Origin of the sequence: Woodsholea maritima DSM 17123, from assembly GCF_000382325.1 — a bacterium.
In the GTDB taxonomy this organism is placed as follows: domain Bacteria; phylum Pseudomonadota; class Alphaproteobacteria; order Caulobacterales; family Maricaulaceae; genus Woodsholea; species Woodsholea maritima.
Genome location: NZ_KB908057.1, coordinates 456,955 through 473,353, shown reverse-complemented (window position 1 = coordinate 473,353; position 16,399 = coordinate 456,955). Strand labels below are relative to the sequence as shown.

Sequence of the window (16,399 nt, the reverse complement as noted above, 5' to 3'; positions counted from 1 at the left end):
GCCATCGACCCGCCCTTTTTTTCATGATGCGTTGAAAATCTTACTTCGCGGTCAGACCGTTGAAGAAGATTTGCAGACGAGTGCGCATGATCCGGCTGACCTCGTTGGAGCCCAGCTCCTGACGATTGGCACGGCGGAACACACCCAAATAGATGTCTTGCAACATGGCACGCACTTCCTCGATATCGAGGTCCTGACGCAATTCACCGCTATCAACACCGCGGCGAATGGTGCGGGTGATCGGCTCCCACGACAGATCCATTTGCTTATAAGATTCATCATAAGCCGGATCAGTCCACAGCCAGCTATGGCCCACAGCGGCCGCGAAGAGCTCGGGATGGCGGCTTTGCGCCTCAAAACTAACCTGTAGCAGAGCCACCAGCTTATCAATCACCGCGCCAGACAGCGCAGCATCCAACAGCTCGGATGAATCCAAGATCGCTTGATATTCTTCTTTAAGAATTTCAACGAGAAGGCTCGCCTTCGAAGGCGCAGCGTTCAGCACCGTACCCGGTGAGACGCCAGCTTCATCCGCAATCGCCTTAATCGTCGCGCCTTCATACCCACGCTCTAGAAAAACTTTACGCGCGGCTTCAATGACATTGACCTTGGTCGCTTCACGACGCTGATCGCGACGTGTAATGCGGCGGGCAGTGTTGTCTTGTATCGCCATATAAATACTACTCCCTCAACTTTACGGCTTTCCCAATAAAGCCGCTGGCCCCCATACGCCTATTGACAAATGCCTGCCGCCATCGCCCGTCCGCGATGCGCCAAGCCCGAGTTAAGAACCGCCGTCCCGCGATTCGTTTGCAGATCCTTTATCGCCTGAAACGCGTTCAGCGTACAAGTCATATATTAAAACATGACGCAAACGTCATCCCCGCTCTTGCCGCAATATTCTTAGTGCGCTAGGTCTAGTCCATGTCTCAGATTCTCGACTACGCATTGATCTTGGCTCTCGTCGTTGTGTTCGCAACGCTTTGTTTCGGCATTTATTCTTTGTTCCGGGGCGGCGATTTTTCACGGTCCTGGTCGAATAAACTTATGCGCGCGCGCGTTGTGTTTCAGTTTGTCGCTATCGTTCTGATTGTTGTTTTGTTTTGGTTGAAGGGCACCCATTAATTGGGTGCCCGCATTCATTATTCCGGATCAATTGCTAACAATTTCATTAAAACTTCCCCTGTGGCGGGCATGCATTTACCTTGATGTCCATAATTTACACCTGCCAAAGCGGCCTTTTGGCCCTTAGGATCAAAGGCAATCTGTTCAATCCACGCGGTATTTGAGCCCGCGTGAGCCAAAAGACCACGATATAGTCCCCAGCCCATCACATAATCGTGATCCGGTAGGGGGGTGTGCAGCTTATCCCAGCTGGCTTGACTGAGATAATCCGCCGAGGGTCCGGACGCTTCACGCACATGAGCGATAAGAAATTTCATATGATCGCGTGCTGAAATATGCACACGCCCGGCCGAATTAAGTGCAGGCGGATTATCTCGCGTTCCCACAGCCCTTGGCCCTCTGAAAAGACCTGGCACATGTCCTTCAGGCTGATCTTCGCCTAAGGGCGGTCCCCAGCCCGCACTATCCATCCCTAAAGGATCGAAGACTTCGCGCTGCATCAAAACTTCATAAGGCTCACCCGCGCGCGTTTCGAGCATTAGTCCAGCAATGACAAATCCCGTATTTGAATAGATAAACGCGCCGCGAGAGCCGCCAGGTTTTTCAGCCAAAGCAACACGGGTATACTCAACACGATCAAGCTCTTCGTCACGCTCTTCATCCGCACCAACGAAGCGGATAAACTGAAACATCGAGACATTCGCAGACATGCCGCTGGTGTGATTGAGCAAGTCTTCTAGTGTCACGTCGAGATAGGCAGGGTTGATCGCGAAATCATGACCTTCCCCTAGGACCTCCTCGATCGTATCCTCCCAGCGCACGACACCTCGCTCGACCAAGCGTGCCGCTAAAGTTGCGGTCATAGCCTTTGTATTCGAGCCAATATGCCAAAGATCTTCCCCTGTGATCAGATCGTCATTGTTAACGCTGCGCAAACCCGCGACGCGCACCTCAACATCAGCGCCCTCGCCATCCCAAAATGCGAGCACGCCTCCCGGCGCGCCGCAGGCGGCGACCATCTCCTCAACCTGGGTCTGTAAAGTCGCGCTTTGCGCAATAACCGTCCCCATGCCAGACATGGCCAGCACCAAACCCAATGCGCTTGATCTAAATTTCATGGGATCGCCCCCCTTTTGACTGAACACAACCAAGCATCACCGGTGACTAGGGTCAATGTGAGACTGTGGCGCGGCAAAACTTCGCGTATAAAACCATGTCATTTGACACGCGGCTGTCGCTTGACCTGAACCCAGGCAGCGCGTCTATGCTGGTAAAACCTTTTACCCTTCAAGGAGCCCCGCCATGGTCCGCTTATCGCGCATTTATACCCGCAACGGTGATGGAGGGCGCACGCGCCTGGGCGATATGAGTGAGACCGATAAGGATGATGCGCGCGTGGAGGCCTATGGCGCGGTGGATGAAGCCAATTCAACGATTGGCCTGGCGATTTGCGCCCTGCCCGGTGAGAGCCCCTTGAAGGAGCCGCTGTTACGCATTCAAAACGACATGTTTGATGTCGGGGCCGATTTATGCGTGCCGGAAAGTCAGGAGCCGCTGGAATGGACGCCCCTAAGGGTCATCGCCAAACAAGTTGAGCGGTTGGAGAGCGATATTGATCGCTTCAATGCCAATCTCTCGCCCTTGGATAGCTTTATTCTGCCCGGCGGGAGTGAGGCGGCCACCCGTCTGCATCTGGCGCGCACCGTGACGCGGCGCGCTGAACGGCGCACGATCACTTTGAGCCGTCAGATAGACACGCTCAATCCTGAAGTGATCAAATATCTCAACCGCCTGTCAGATTTTCTCTTCGTCGCGGCGCGTATCGCCAATAATGCGGGGCAAGATGATGTGAAATGGGTGCCCGGGGCCAGCCGCTAAACAAACCCGAGCCAAACTCACGATTTCGCGATCATTTTTTCCAAAATGTCATAAGTGTTTCTTGTTTAGCCCCCTAGCTTCTGCCGCCGAGCATGCCTAAATGTTCCTCTGACAGGGGACGACAGCTGCGCCCCATGGGATTTGATCTGTGCCGTGATGCACATGACAGAGAGGGTAAACCGATGAAATTGGCTTATGCTGCCGCCTCACTTGCCGCCTTTTTGACCGCACCGGCTCTGGCTGATCCGGTCGAATATCAGTTTGATAAAAGCCATACCGCGATCCGCGCCAGCTGGACCCATTTGGGCTTTTCAACCCAGTCGCTCTACCTCACCGATTATGATGGGGTATTGTTGCTCGACTTCGAAGAGCCACAAAACTCCACCATTGATGTGACATTCAATCTGGCCGGCGGTCTATGGACCGGCGTTAATCAAGAGCGTTTTGAAGGCCATTTGAACTCGCCTGATCTGTTCAACACATCTGAGTTTCCAACCGCGCGCTTTGTCGCGAGCGAATTTGCCACTGAAGACGGTCAAACCGGTACAATGACCGGCGATCTGACTTTGCTCGGTCAAACTCATCCTGTGACCTTGAATGTCACACTGAATAAACATGCCCCCAATCCGATGAGCCAGGTAGAAACCGCAGGTTTTACCGCCACCGGTACGCTGACCCGGTCTGAATGGGGCCTGGGCTATGCCGCCCCCCGTGTCTCTGATGAGATCACCTTGGAAATCAACACCGAGCTGAATGTCGTAAGCGAGTAAGATCGCCGCATTTTTGCGCAAAACATCAAAGCCGCCCCTTGTTGGGGCGGCTTTTTTTGTGTTAAATCCTATGCAAGTTTACGCGAACGTAAACTTCAACGCATTGACTTCCGCCGCTTGGCCATGCAGGGTCCAAGCCCTATCTAGATCGTGTCCTTTTGAAGGGGGCGCTCTGGCCACAGAGTTCCCTTCACTCAATTCATAACCGGAGCCGTCGATGAAGATTCTCGTCCCCGTTAAACGGGTAGTCGACTACAATGTGAAAGTTCGGGTCAAACCTGATCAGAGCGATGTGGACTTGGCCAATGTCAAAATGTCCATGAACCCTTTCTGTGAGATCGCAGTCGAAGAAGCGATCCGCCTGAAAGAAAAGGGTTTAGCCGAAGAGATTATCACCGTATCCATCGGCCCGGCCCAGGCCCAGGAAACCTTGCGCACCGCTTTGGCGATGGGCGCAGATCGCGGCATTTTGGTTCAGACCGATCAAACGACTGAGCCTTTGGCCGTGGCGAAAATCCTGGCCAAAGTCGTTGAGGCCGAAGGCCCGAGCCTGGTCATCTTAGGTAAGCAAGCCATTGATGATGACGCCAACCAAACCGGTCAGATGCTGGCCGCCCTGTTGGGTTGGCCGCAGGCGACCTTTGCCTCTGAGGTTAAGCTGGACGGCGAAGCCCTGGAGGTTACGCGCGAGATTGATGGCGGTCTTCAGACCCTTGCTATGTCTCTACCGGCCATCGTGACCACCGATCTGCGCTTGAACGAGCCGCGCTATGCCTCTTTGCCGAACATTATGAAAGCCAAGAAGAAGCCGATCGACACCAAGACCCCGGACGATTTCGGTGAGGACATCACGCCGCGTCTGCAGGTTCTCAAAGTCAGCGAGCCTGCCAAGCGTGAAGCCGGGATCAAGGTTGAAAATGTCACCCAATTGGTCGACAAGCTGAAAAACGAAGCGGGGGTTCTCTAACATGTCTGTCCTCGTCATTGCTGAACACGATAATGCCCATTTGAATGACGCCACGCGCGCCGCCGTCACCGCGGCCAAGGCTCTGGGCGGTGATATTCACATCCTGGTGGCTGGTCATAATGCGGGCGCTGTCGCCCAGGGCGCCGCGCAAATCGACGGCGTTGCCAAAGTCCTTCATGCCGATAGTGAAGCGCTGGACAAGCGCTTGGCCGAAGCCATGGAAGGCGTGGTTCTAAGCCTGGCCGAGGGGTATGACGCCCTTTTGACCCCGGCCAGCACCTCGGGTAAAAACTTCATGCCGCGCATCGCGGCCAAGCTGGATGTCATGCAAATCTCTGACATCATTGCGGTTGAAGCGCCGGACACCTTTGTGCGTCCCGTTTATGCCGGCAATGCCTTGCAGACCGTCAAATCCAGCGACGCCAAGAAAGTCATCACCGTGCGTCCGACGACCTTTGAAAAGGCCGGCGATCAAGGCGCATGCGCGATTGAAACCGTCGATGCAGGCACACCGGCTGCGGCCAGCCGCTTTGTCGGTGAAGAATTGTCGAAATCAGACCGCCCAGAGCTGGCCTCCGCCAAGATCGTCGTCTCTGGCGGTCGCGGTGTGGGATCAGCGGAAAACTTCGCCATCATCGAAAGCTTGGCCGATACGATCGGGGCTGCCGTCGGCGCCTCGCGTGCGGCTGTGGATGCGGGCTATGTGCCCAACGATTATCAGGTCGGTCAGACCGGTAAAGTCGTTGCGCCAGATCTTTATATCGCGATTGGGATTTCCGGCGCGATCCAGCACCTGGCCGGGATGAAGGATTCCAAAGTCATCGTCGCCATCAATAAAGACGAAGAAGCACCGATCTTCTCCGTTGCCGATTATGGCCTGGTCGCCGACCTCTTCACAGCCGTGCCTGAGTTTGAGGCTGCCTTAAAAGGCTAAGCGCTCAAACCTATGCGTTTAAAAACCCCGCGAGCCCCAGGCTTGCGGGGTTTTTCTGTGTTTACTCCTCAATAAACAATTCATAAACTGGCAGGTCAGCCGTCTCGTGCCGCCAAACAATGGTTAAAATTTTCCATTCGCCTTCGACTTTGACCAAGGTCATGAAATTCACACCCGAGAAAAATATTCCCTCCTGATCGCCGCGGTACGCTTCATAGCCGCTGCGCACATGGGCGACTTCGCCATAGACATTGACCGCGTGCTCGGTTTCGATCTCTTCAAACCCGATCTGCATCAAGACAGACCCATTATTTTCAACATAGCCAGCTGGTGTCGTATACGTTACGCCATCCGGGCTCGCATGGCCCATACGCGCATTATCGGTAAAGGAATCGAAGAACGTCCCCCAGTCGCGGACCTCGCCAATGCCGCCAGAGATCGACGCATATAGTCCGTCAACAACGCTTGCGATGGCGCCTTCATCGTCCGTTTGCGCAAAAACAGATCCGCTCACCATCAAATGCGCAGCCAGCGCCGCCGTTACCATAAACTTCATCATACCCTCCGCAGACATTAAAAACATAATTATTCAACTATTTGTCTAAAAGCGGAAGGGCTAAGACAGACAAGTTCTGGTCCTACTTAAAACCGCGCCAAGGCCGCCTCGATCAAAGTGATCGCCTCTTCGCTATGCCATTCGGCCGGCCCTTCCAGTCGGCCAATCTCACCGCCATAGGGATCATAAAGAATGGTCAGCGACGAACAGAGGCTGGCGGCGGGTCGGTTCATCTTGGGTCAAGATAATGACCGCGGTGAGGCCGAGGTGGGCCGCAACGGATCTTGAAGTCTTGCGCGGGGCGGCGGCCCAATCCCGCTCTGAGTAGATGGCGATAAACATCTGCTGGACCAACTTGCCCTCGGGCAATTGCGACGCCGTCATTTCACTGACCGCCAAGTATTCACTTATTATACGAAGAGAATTATATAAAATCCCAAAATATACTGAATCGCGAACAATATCAGAATTCATAATCACCCCCGCCTATTAAGAAAATTACGTAATGCAGAACATGAAAATATTACGAGCAGTAGGGCGTTTATAAATACTCGCTCCTCCCTGTATATCGACGGCCCTGAATAAGTCTCAACATTATACGCAATAATTGATAGAAACAATGCGAAAGCGGAAGATGTAGCTAGAAAAATATAATAATAAACTCTTGCAGCTTTTATAAATATTATTGCTGGCGATATAAATATGGACACTGAAAGCAAAATCAAAAACCAACCAACAACATTATAAATATTTGGACATCTTATTACATCACCGCCAGACAGCAATGAATCTAGGCCGCTATTGTAAAAAATAAAGTACAACGTGAGTATTGTGTAAACAAAGATCGAAAGCGTAAGCTTTATCAGAAAAAAAATTACACCATTTGGAGACATTTTAAGTGTCTTTCTGCTGACAGACCGTTCACGCAAGACCGGCTAAGTGACGGCGGTCGGTTCATTCTGGGTCAGGATAATGACCGCGGTAAGGCCGGGATGGGCCGCAACAGATCTTAAAGTCTTGCGCGGGAGGGGCGGCGGCCCAGTCCCGCTCATAGCGCTCACGCACCAGATCTTCATAGGTGCCGATGGAACGCGCGCGGGCGCTCATCGCGGGATAGCCGAAGAGGCGCCCGCCCTCTGCGACTTCCAGCTGGGTCAATTTAAGCGGGATGAGGCCGCGCATGTCCTCAGAAATCATCATCAAACCATCCGTCATAGCGGGCCTCATTTAACCTGAACACTTGCATTCAAAGTGATAAATGAGGTTCGTAACCTATGCTGGGCGAGAAGATCTAGTCTGCTTCGCCCTCAAACTGCGCGGCAACCGGCCAATCCTCGCTTTGCGGACGCCAAATAATCGCGGCGATTTTCCACTGACCTTCGATTTTCATCACCGTCAGGAAGTTGATGCCCGCCACATAGGGCCCGTCCTGATCGGCGCGAAAGCCTTCATAGCCGGTGCGCACATGGGCCAGCTCGCCATAAATATTGACCTCGCGATGGGTCTCGACCTCATGAAAACCGATCTCCATCAAGACCGGCCCGCTGCGGGCGATATAATCTTCTGGCGTTAGAAACACCGCGCGGCCATGGCCTTCAGGTCCGGGCGAAACCTGGCCCATAATGGCATTATCGGTATAAAGATCGCGAAAAGCATCCCAATCGCGCTGCTCACCAACATCGCCGGAAATCACGCTATAAACCCGCTCGACCAGCGCGCCGATCGCGGCTTCATCGCTTAAATCCTGCGCCTGCGCCGAGGTCATAACCATCAGCGCTGCACCCGCTGCCATCAGATAACGGATCATTTACCCCTCCCTCTTCTTGGTTTCTTGGCTTACTCTCTTGGCATAAAGCGCCAAGCATGAGCCAAGGGCGCGTCATCGCCAAGTCAATTGCGACCAAGGTTTGAGATGAGAGATTAAAACCGCGCCAGGGCCGCCTCGATCAAAGCGATCGCCTCTTCGCTATGCCATTCGGCTGGCCCTTCCAGTCGGCCAATCTCACCGCCATAGGGATCATAAAGAATGGTCAGCGGCAAACCGCGCCCGCCCGCAGACAAAGCCGCTTGAAAGGATTGGTCATGATAAAGCGCCAAATGCGTCAGGTTGTTTTGGGCATAAAACTCACGCGCCGCATCAATGGTGCGATCCATGGACACGGCCACGACTTCAAACCGGTCTGAGCCCAGATCGGCTTGCAGAGCATCCAGGGCGGGCATTTCCGTCAGACAGGGCGCACACCAGGTGGCCCAGAAATTCACCAAAATGACTTTGCCCTGCTTGTCCGCGAGTGTGATTGTTTCGCCTTCGCCGGTCAAAATTTCACTCGTGGGTTGGGCGGGCGGCGAATCAGGGGTTTTGAAATCGGCCATTTCACCGACAGCATAACTGTCGAGCGGTCCCATCACCTTGTCACCCAGGGCCGAAACCAGGATATATCCAAAGCCTACCACACCGAATATCACGGCGATCAGTATCGCGATCTTGAGCTGAGCCGGTTTCATCTATACCCCTTTTCCCGTCTGTTCTCACTTGGGAGCCTTATATATGTCTTCTTCCTCAGATCCAAAAGCCGCCGCGTCAAGTCACCAGATGTGGGGCGGGCGCTTTACGACCCGGCCCAGCGATGTGATGCAAGCCATCAACACCTGTGTGGATGTTGATCAACGCCTGGCCGAGGAAGATATTCTAGGCTCGCTCGCCCATAGTGACATGCTCGCGGCCTGCGCCATTATTTCGCAGGACGATAAAGCCGCCATCCATGAGGGCCTGATCGCCATTCGCGAGGATATTCGCGCCGGGCGCTTTGAATGGAAGCCCGAACTGGAAGATGTGCATATGAATATCGAAGCGGCCTTGAAGGCGCGTATTGGCGCACCGGCAGGGCGTTTGCACACCGCGCGCTCGCGCAATGATCAAGTGGCGACCGATTTTCGCTTATGGATGCGCGGGGCCTGTGCGCGGATGACATCCCTGCTGCGCGACTATCAAAAGGCATTGCTGGCCCAAGCCGAAGCTCATGCCGACTGGGTAATGCCGGGCTTTACCCATTTACAAACCGCTCAACCGATCAGCCTGGGCCATCATTTATTATGCTGGGTTGAACATGCTGAGCGCGATCTGGGCCGGTTTGAAGACGCCGCCAAGCGCCTGAATGAAAGCCCGCTCGGCTCAGCGGCGCTGGCCGGGACCGCCTTTGGCATTGATCGCCACCACACGGCACAGGCCTTGGGCTTTGACCGGCCCATGGCCAATTCGCTCGACGGGGTATCTTCGCGCGATTTCGCGCTCGAAGTCCTCTCCGCCGCCGCGATCTGTGCGGTCAATCTGTCACGCTTCGCTGAGGAAATAGTCCTGTGGTCCTCGCGCCGTTTTGGCTTTGCCAGCCTCAGCGATGCTTTCTCCACCGGCTCTTCGATCATGCCGCAAAAGCGCAATCCCGATGCTGCCGAGTTGGTGCGCGCAAAACCCGGCAAGATTTGTGGAGCCTTACAAAGCCTTCTGATCGTGATGAAGGGACTGCCGCTGGCCTATTCCAAAGACATGCAGGAAGATAAGGTGATCGTCTTTACTGCGCTGGATGATCTTGATCTGGCGCTCAATGCCATGATCGGCATGGCCGGGGATTTAACCTTCAACAAGGCCGCCTTGGAGGCCGCTGCGGGCGAGGCCTATTCCGATGCCACGGATTTGGCCGATTGGACGGTGCGCGAGCTGGGTCTTCCCTTCCGCGATGCCCACCATGTTGCGGGCAGCCTGGTCAAAGCTGCCGAAGCGCGCGGCCTTGCTTTAGCCCAATTACCGCTAGAGGTTTTCCAATCGGTGGAGCCGCGCATTGATGATCGCATTTATTCGGTGCTTTCTGCGCGCGCCTCGATGGAAAGTCGGGTAAGTTATGGCGGCACAGCGCCCAGCCAGGTGCGGGTTCAGGTTCAGCGCTGGCGTGAAGCGCTCGGCGCATAAGGGGATGATGATGAAAAAACTGGCTCTATTAAGTCTGGCGCTCTTAGGCCTCAGCGCCTGCGGCGTTCGCGGTGATTTGGAACGTCCCGGCCCACTTTGGGGTCCGGATAATCGCACCGAAGCTGAACGCGCCTATGAGCATAAGGGCGAGGCCCGCGAAGAGCGCGCACAAGAAGACGCGCAAGGCCAATAATCTCACATCGAAGTGAGCCCTCATGTGTAAGCGGGGAGGTGTCACAGAACCCCTTCTCCTTTAGCCTAGGCGGCGATGCGATACACGACCTGGCATAAAGCCCGCCTTGCCCTGATATGGGAGCGAAGTGCGCCGGTATTGATCGGCCCTGCGGCCGTGCTGGCGCTCTATTGTGCGTTGGCGCTCTTTGGCGTGTTTGAAGCCTTGGGCGATCCGGCCCGCGCACTCAGCGCGATGGCCCTGCTCCTGGTCGCGGGCATGCTGGCACGCTGGCAAGCCAAGCATTTTCACTGGCCCAGCGCGCGTGATATTGAAGCGCGTATCGAGGAAGATTCCGGCTTTACCGATCGCCCCTTCGAAGCGGTGCGCGATGTAGTCGCCAGCGGCGATGAGGCCCTGTTTTCCCGCCACCGCCAACGCATGGCCGCGAGGCTGAAAACCGCCACCGCCCACCGGCCCAAGGCCGCCTGGGCGCGTTTGGATCATTATGGCCTTCGCCTTTGCGCGGCAATCCTCTTGGTTTTCGCCTTTATCAGCGCGGGTGATCTGGCGCGCCTGCGTCTGGAAGATGCGTTTGCCTTGCGGGTCTTGGATAGTGGCGGCGTCCGGCCCAGCCTCGATATCTGGGCAGAGCCGCCAACCTATACCCGCCGCGCGCCGATTTATGCCCGCGGCTCCGATCTCAATGCGCCGGAAGGCTCTCGCATTGCCGTGCGCATTGCCGGCTATAGCCGCCAGCCTGATGTGCGCTTTCGCGGTCAACGCTTATCGGCAGAGCCTTTAGAGGGCGATGTCTGGCAAGCCTATGCCCGTTTGGATCAGGGCGGGGATCTGGATATTCGCGCCGGATCGCTACGCCAATCCCTGCCCGTCAGCATGATTGAGGATGAAAATCCGCACCTGACCCTGGTGGCGGAACCTGATAGTGATAGCGAAGGTGTGCTGATCCTCGATTTTCGCGCTGAGGATGATTACGCGATTGAGCATTATCATCTTCATCTGCGCCCGGCGAACACCGCTGATAAACCCTCTCAGGATTGGGATAAGATTGAGATCGCCCCGGGCAGTGTCACCAGCCGCGGTGAAGAGGGCTATCGCGCCCGCATTGATGTGTCGCGTCATTTCCTGGCCGGTGAGCGGGTGGACATTCGTCTGGCGGGCACCGATGGAGCCGATCAGACCGGCATCACCCCGCCTTTGACCATTGTCCTCCCGGAGCGGGTTTTTCTGGTCGGACTGGCCAAAGCCATCGCCGAACAGCGCCGGACCCTGATGGGGGTCAAAACCGATTATGCCCCCCTGGAAGAGCGCGAAGCTTTGAGTGTCCATGATCTTCAGGCCGTCACCTATCTGGATGATGAGCCCGAACGGCGCATCGAGCGCGCCCCGCACGACATCCAGCACATCGCCCTCGCGCTGGAGGCCATCACCGATTCGCCCTCGCGCTATTACCAAGACCCCATTCTTTACATGGGCCTACGCACGAGCCTGCGCCAAATTCAGCGCGCGCGTGAGCGCGACACCCTCGCCCCGCTGGAGGAAGATTTCTGGCAGATGGCCTTGCGCGCGGAGCTGGGCTCGCTCGCCGATGCTGAGGCGGCCTTGCGCCAAGCCGAGCAGGCCCTGCTCGATGCCTTTGCGCGCGGGGCCGATGCGATGGAGTTGTCGGCCCTCTTTGATGCCTATGAGCGCGCGATGAGCCGCTATATCGCCGCTCTGGCGCGTGAAGCCCAACAGGGCGAAGGCGGGCAAGGCTCCGCCAATATGGGCAGTGATGCTTTGCAGCAAATGCTCGATGCGCTGCGCGATTCCGCAGAACTGGGTGATACCCCCAATGCCCGCCGGGCCTTACAGGCGCTTTCGGAGATGTTGCGCAATATGCAAGTGACCCTGGGTCAGGGCCAAGGCGGGGAAGAAAGCGAGATGGAGCGCGCCCTTCGTGAAGCGCTTGAAGAGTTGGGCGATATGATCGGCCAACAGCGCGGCGTCATGAATGATACGTTCAACCGCCAGGACGAACGCGAGCGCGAAGACAATGCCAATGGCGAGGACGATATCGGGCCACGCCGCGAACAGCAAGACGGCATCAATCCCGACGGCGAAGGCGAAGACGGCTTGAACCGCACCCCGGCCGAGGATCTGGCCGAACGCCAAGCCCTGTTGGAAGAGGCGCTGGAAGGCTTGGGCGGGGGCCTTGATGATGAGGCCGCTGAAGACGCCCTGGGCGCAGCGCAAGACGCGATGGATGACGCCGCCCGGGCGTTAAGCGAGGGCGATTTTGATCGCGCGCTTGAGGCGCAAGATGAGGCCCTTAGCGCCCTTCGGCGCGGGGCAGCGCGCACGGCTCAGCGCTTATTGGAAGAATCCGGCGATCAGGAAGACGGCCAAGGCCAGCAATATGATCCGGCGGGACGGCCCATCAATGGCGATGGCTCGGACACGCGCGTTCCTTCCGAAGCGCAACGCCAACGCGCGCGCGATATTTTAGAGGAATTGCGCCGGCGACGCTCCGAACCTGACCGCCCCCGCGAAGAACTCGACTATCTCGACCGCTTGCTAGAGCAGTTTTAGGGGGGCTGCGGTTTTAAGTCGGCCCCCTTCGCAGCGACATTCCCGAGGGGCACACCTTTGGGCCACAAGCGAACACACGCCCGCAGCGAAGCGAAGAAACTTAGGGCCAACCATACTTTGTCATCCCGGGCAAACGCAGGGCGACCCGGGATCTATTGTGGTTGCCATCAAAGTACATAGATCCCGGCTCAAGGCCGGGATGACAAGAATATAATCTGTCCTCCCCTGCAAAGCGGGGGAGGTGGTCCGATAGGACCGGAGGGGGCGTTTATAACAATGGCCCCTGGATCAAATTCGGGGCCGCGAGAGTGTTGAGCGTCAGCGCATTCCCGGGCAAACGTCGCGCTTAAATAAGCGATAGTCGTTAAGACGCTGTCATCCCGGACGAACTTCAGTGAGATCCGGGACCTATCAAGCTTGCCATTTACCTCAACAGATCCCGGATGTGCGCTTCGCTTCTCCGGGATGACAGTTTTTTAGACATATCCTCGCTGCGCTGTGGGCGCGCAATTTTTATTTGTCCTATCGCCTGTCGGCTACTTGTGGGCTTTCGCGCTTGCGACCCTTCGGGTCGACCCTGTCATGCCAGACCTGATCTGGCATCCATTCCGCAACCTTGGGCCTAAATTCTGATCGACCAGAACCAAGCTCAACCCGTCCGGCATGGACCCCAATTCAAGTTTGGGGTGACACTTTCATTTAATGATGGGGATCGGCGTGGGTATCCGCGCCATGAGCGTCCTCGTGAGAGGATTCGGCCTGATCTGGTTCATGTGCGGGTTCATGGCTATCCGCGGGTGTCGACGCCCCATGACCGCCCGCCCCATGGGTATCACCATGGCCATCCCCGTGTGCGGAGGGCGTTGGATGCGCATCCACGTCCATAGCGTCACCCTGATCATCCCCATGAAGATCGGCTGGCAAGTCATGGCCGCCATCTTGAGATTCATGCGCGCTGATATGACCTTGGGAGACATCCATCCCGCTTTGCGCCACTTCACCGCGCAAATCTGGCGCGAGCAGGACTTCAACCTCTGCCGCCGCCGCGGGGGGATCTGCATAATAGGTGGTAAAATGGGCGCTGCCGTCACGGGGCAAGGCGGCTTGATCGAGCACAATGACCCATTCGGCGAGCCAGGCCCCATTCGCATCCAGCACCCGCGCGCGCAAGGGCAGGGTTTCCTGCGCCCGGTCGGTGATATTTTTTAGGACGCCTTCGACCTGAAGCCCGCCATGCTCATCCATACCGACGACCAGGTCTTGCACCTCTAAGCCATGCGGGTTCACATCGGCCCCAAACAGCGCATAGGCGCTGGCCGTGCGCGGCAGGGCCGCAACGATGTCCATTTTAAAGACCCAGGCCGCCGTCAGCGCGATGATAAAGCTGGCCGCGACGCCGCCCCAGGCGGATATTTCCTTGATCTGGAAAGCCTGGCGTTCCTTGGCCTTGGCGCGTTCACGGATTTTCTGATGCGGCTTGACCGGCTTTTCCAGCTCAGCGGCCTGATCATGCTCATGAGGGTCTTCGGTAAAGGTTGCCTCGGCAATGGGATCGTTCAAAGGTAGCGGTTCTTCGTCTGCGATCCAGACATGCGCACAGGCCGCGCAACGCACTTTACGCCCGCTGGCATTTAGGGCTTCCTCGCTGGCGCGATATTTTGCATCACAGCTGGGACACGTTACGATCATGGACGTAGGCCTCTTGCGTCCTTAAAAGGTCATTTCAGGGTATTGCGCAGCGAATCACTCACCGGAGCCCTTCTTCATGGTTAGCACACCCAGCATCGCCCCGACGACCGGATCCCATCCGGCAGTTCGCTTTGACACAGTGGGCATGCGCTATGATCAAGGTCCCGAAATTCTGCACAACGTTACCTTTGATTTACCTCAAGGGGGTTTCCAATTCCTCACCGGCGCGTCTGGAGCTGGAAAAAGTTCACTGATGCGCCTGATTTATCTGGCTAAGCGTTGCTCCAGCGGCACAATCAGCTTGTTTGGACGCAATACCGCCCTGTTGGGCCGCGAGGAATTACCCGATATGCGCCGGCGCATCGGGGTCATTTTCCAGGATTTTCGCCTGCTCAATCACCTCACCGTGTTTGAAAACATCGCCCTGCCGCTGCGCGTGGCCGGTCAAGCGCGCAAATCCTACAGCGAAGATGTTATGGAGCTAATCAACTGGGTCGGTCTGGGTGAGCATACCCATTCTTATCCCCCCACCCTTTCAGGCGGGGAGCAGCAACGCGCCGCGATTGCGCGCGCCGTGGTCGCCAAACCCGATCTGATTATCGCCGATGAGCCCACAGGCAATGTCGATCCGGCCATGGCCCATCGCCTGCTACGCCTGTTTGTGGAGCTTAATAAGCTGGGTGCGGCGGTTCTGATTGCGACCCACGATCATTCGCTGATACGCGCCATGGACGCCCCGGTGATGGAGCTGAAAAACGGCACGCTCATTCATGGGGAGGCCGTATCATGAGCGATCAGGGTTTGAAATCCGCCCCCCTTCTGCCCCCTGATGCGGGCCGTGACACCCCCCTCTTCGCCGTCGCGGCGATCTTGGTCTTCCTGGCGGGCCTTGCCGGATTAGGCGGGGTTGGGGCCTGGCGCGCAGCGGACGATTGGACCAATCAGCTGACCAATGAGGTCACGGTCCAGATCCTGCCCACCGAGGGGCGCGATGCCGACGCCGATGCGCGCGATGGCGCCGAAGCCTTGCGCGCCATCGCCGGGGTGCGCGGCGTAGATGTACGCTCACGCGCGCAATCCGAAGCCTTGCTGGAGCCTTGGCTGGGCTCAGGCGGTTTACCCGAAGACTTACCCGTACCGCGCCTGATCGCGGTGGAGCTGGACCCCACCAATCGACCTCTTGCGGGCAGTCTGGAAGCGGCGCTGGCTGATAAGCCCTATCGCGCGGCGCTGGATGATCATGGCAATTGGGCCGAAGCCGTCGCGCGCGCCAGCCAGGCGGTGCGCTATTTCGCCCTGGTGCTCGTGGTTCTCCTCTCGCTCGCCGCTTCTGCGGTGGTGGCCTTTGCCGCGCGCGCCAGCCTGGCCGCACGCTGGGATGTCGCCGATGCCCTGCACATTGTCGGGGCGCCCGATACCTTTATCGCCACTCTGTTCCAACAGCGCTTTTTCTTACTCGGGCTGAAAGCGGGCACCCTGGGGGCCCTGGGTGCCGGGCTCGCCGGGGCGGGCCTTGCCTATGCGGGCGGCACGGCAGGGGCGTTATTCTTTCTACCGACCTTAAGTCTGGGCTGGATGGGGCTTATCATTTTACCGATCGCGGCTCTGGCCTCAGGCTTCATTGCGGCGCTGTCTGCGCGTCTGGCCGTCAGTGATGCGCTTCATAAACGCTGGTCCTAACCCAAAGGGATGGCAGCACTGACATAATCCTGTCCGAAATGGGGGATAACCCTAAGCTTGATATAGGCAGAT

General features: G+C 56.9%; 18 protein-coding genes. 10 read left to right on the top strand and 8 right to left on the bottom strand.

Going from position 1 to position 16,399, the window contains the following annotated elements; genetic code table 11:
• Positions 1 to 40: 40 nt before the first annotated feature.
• Entirely contained in the window at positions 41 to 673 is a 633-nt protein-coding gene (locus tag H151_RS0107805) for a TetR/AcrR family transcriptional regulator (protein ID WP_019961097.1), read from the bottom strand.
• A 251-nt stretch (positions 674 to 924) separates the two neighbouring features.
• Between H151_RS0107805 and H151_RS0107800 the strand changes: the two genes are divergently transcribed.
• Complete coding sequence (locus H151_RS0107800) at positions 925 to 1,125, top strand: twin transmembrane helix small protein (RefSeq protein ID WP_019961096.1); 201 nt, start codon at positions 925 to 927, stop codon at positions 1,123 to 1,125.
• A gap of 17 nt (positions 1,126 to 1,142) precedes the next feature.
• Here the strand turns inward: H151_RS0107800 and H151_RS15870 are convergent, their stop codons facing one another.
• On the bottom strand, positions 1,143 to 2,243 hold the full coding sequence (locus H151_RS15870) for a serine hydrolase domain-containing protein (protein ID WP_019961095.1): 1,101 nt from the start codon (positions 2,241 to 2,243) through the stop codon (positions 1,143 to 1,145).
• 184 nt (positions 2,244 to 2,427) lie between these two features.
• Here H151_RS15870 and H151_RS0107790 point away from each other — a divergent pair, with 184 nt between their 5' ends.
• The 4 genes from H151_RS0107790 (at position 2,428) to H151_RS0107775 (ending at position 5,674) form a co-directional block, all read left to right on the top strand.
• Positions 2,428 to 3,003 (top strand): cob(I)yrinic acid a,c-diamide adenosyltransferase, encoded by a 576-nt coding sequence (locus H151_RS0107790; protein WP_019961094.1) that lies wholly within the window; start codon positions 2,428 to 2,430, stop codon positions 3,001 to 3,003.
• A gap of 182 nt (positions 3,004 to 3,185) precedes the next feature.
• Positions 3,186 to 3,773 carry a YceI family protein gene (locus H151_RS0107785; protein WP_019961093.1) on the top strand — a complete coding sequence of 196 codons (588 nt, stop codon included), beginning with the start codon at positions 3,186 to 3,188 and terminating at the stop codon, positions 3,771 to 3,773.
• Positions 3,774 to 3,990: 217 nt separating this feature from the next.
• On the top strand, positions 3,991 to 4,740 hold the full coding sequence (locus tag H151_RS0107780) for an electron transfer flavoprotein subunit beta/FixA family protein (protein ID WP_026353898.1): 750 nt from the start codon (positions 3,991 to 3,993) through the stop codon (positions 4,738 to 4,740).
• 1 nt (position 4,741) lies between these two features.
• Positions 4,742 to 5,674, top strand: a complete 933-nt coding sequence (locus H151_RS0107775; RefSeq protein WP_019961091.1) for an electron transfer flavoprotein subunit alpha/FixB family protein — start codon at positions 4,742 to 4,744, stop codon at positions 5,672 to 5,674.
• Between the two features lie 61 nt (positions 5,675 to 5,735).
• Here the strand turns inward: H151_RS0107775 and H151_RS0107770 are convergent, their stop codons facing one another.
• The 5 genes from H151_RS0107770 to H151_RS15865 all read right to left on the bottom strand — a co-directional run bounded on the left by H151_RS0107770 (position 5,736) and on the right by H151_RS15865 (position 8,735).
• A complete protein-coding gene (locus tag H151_RS0107770; RefSeq protein ID WP_156823417.1) occupies positions 5,736 to 6,230 on the bottom strand; it encodes a hypothetical protein in 495 nt (164 codons plus the stop codon).
• A gap of 86 nt (positions 6,231 to 6,316) precedes the next feature.
• Entirely contained in the window at positions 6,317 to 6,463 is a 147-nt protein-coding gene (locus tag H151_RS17530) for a hypothetical protein (protein WP_199285690.1), read from the bottom strand.
• A gap of 721 nt (positions 6,464 to 7,184) precedes the next feature.
• A complete protein-coding gene (locus H151_RS0107755) occupies positions 7,185 to 7,445 on the bottom strand; it encodes a hypothetical protein (RefSeq protein WP_019961087.1) in 261 nt (86 codons plus the stop codon).
• 76 nt (positions 7,446 to 7,521) lie between these two features.
• Entirely contained in the window at positions 7,522 to 8,037 is a 516-nt protein-coding gene (locus tag H151_RS0107750) for a Cif family virulence factor (RefSeq protein WP_019961086.1), read from the bottom strand.
• 113 nt (positions 8,038 to 8,150) lie between these two features.
• Positions 8,151 to 8,735 carry a TlpA family protein disulfide reductase gene (locus H151_RS15865; RefSeq protein WP_019961085.1) on the bottom strand — a complete coding sequence of 195 codons (585 nt, stop codon included), beginning with the start codon at positions 8,733 to 8,735 and terminating at the stop codon, positions 8,151 to 8,153.
• 43 nt (positions 8,736 to 8,778) lie between these two features.
• Between H151_RS15865 and argH the strand changes: the two genes are divergently transcribed.
• The 3 genes from argH (at position 8,779) to H151_RS0107730 (ending at position 12,958) form a co-directional block, all read left to right on the top strand.
• Complete coding sequence (gene argH / locus H151_RS0107740) at positions 8,779 to 10,194, top strand: argininosuccinate lyase (RefSeq protein ID WP_019961084.1); 1,416 nt, start codon at positions 8,779 to 8,781, stop codon at positions 10,192 to 10,194.
• Positions 10,195 to 10,204: 10 nt separating this feature from the next.
• On the top strand, positions 10,205 to 10,387 hold the full coding sequence (gene lptM / locus H151_RS0107735; RefSeq protein WP_019961083.1) for an LPS translocon maturation chaperone LptM: 183 nt from the start codon (positions 10,205 to 10,207) through the stop codon (positions 10,385 to 10,387).
• A 75-nt stretch (positions 10,388 to 10,462) separates the two neighbouring features.
• On the top strand, positions 10,463 to 12,958 hold the full coding sequence (locus tag H151_RS0107730) for a DUF4175 domain-containing protein (protein WP_019961082.1): 2,496 nt from the start codon (positions 10,463 to 10,465) through the stop codon (positions 12,956 to 12,958).
• A gap of 699 nt (positions 12,959 to 13,657) precedes the next feature.
• Here H151_RS0107730 and H151_RS0107725 read toward each other — a convergent pair.
• Positions 13,658 to 14,647 (bottom strand): zinc-ribbon domain-containing protein, encoded by a 990-nt coding sequence (locus tag H151_RS0107725; RefSeq protein ID WP_019961081.1) that lies wholly within the window; start codon positions 14,645 to 14,647, stop codon positions 13,658 to 13,660.
• 76 nt (positions 14,648 to 14,723) lie between these two features.
• Between H151_RS0107725 and ftsE the strand changes: the two genes are divergently transcribed.
• Together ftsE and H151_RS0107715 are read left to right on the top strand one after the other, a co-directional pair.
• Positions 14,724 to 15,437, top strand: coding sequence for a cell division ATP-binding protein FtsE (gene ftsE, locus H151_RS0107720; protein WP_051088958.1), 714 nt, complete (start codon positions 14,724 to 14,726; stop codon positions 15,435 to 15,437).
• Positions 15,434 to 16,327, top strand: a complete 894-nt coding sequence (locus H151_RS0107715; RefSeq protein WP_019961079.1) for a cell division protein FtsX — start codon at positions 15,434 to 15,436, stop codon at positions 16,325 to 16,327. The genes ftsE and H151_RS0107715 overlap by 4 nt, the downstream gene beginning before the upstream one ends.
• Positions 16,328 to 16,399: the final 72 nt, after the last annotated feature.